Raw genomic sequence first — 258 nt, forward strand, 5'->3', positions numbered from 1 at the left:
CGCGTGGCGTGGCGCGCGCGTCAGCCGCATTTATGGTGGCACCAACGAAATCATGAAGGAAGTGATCGCGCGGAAACTGTAAGCGCCCGCTCACAGCGTTCGCGAGGGCGAGGGTTGCTGGCGCACGTAGCGTGACGCGCTACTGCGACAATATCTCCCGCGCCTTCGCGGCGAGCGCGTCCATCGCGAAGGGCTTGGTCAACAACGCCATGTTGGGGGCCAGTTGCCCGTTGCCGATCACCGCATTCTCGGCATAGC

General features: G+C 64.0%; 1 protein-coding gene. It reads left to right on the forward strand.

Annotated elements, in window-relative coordinates; genetic code table 11:
* The coding region (locus CVH10_RS22045; RefSeq protein ID WP_146143275.1) for an acyl-CoA dehydrogenase family protein at positions 1-82 on the forward strand (82 nt) is incomplete at its 5' end.
* Positions 83-258 lie beyond the last annotated feature (176 nt).

It is taken from the genome of Halomonas sp. ND22Bw, from assembly GCF_003011945.1.
Taxonomy (GTDB): domain Bacteria; phylum Pseudomonadota; class Gammaproteobacteria; order Pseudomonadales; family Halomonadaceae; genus Halomonas; species Halomonas halophila.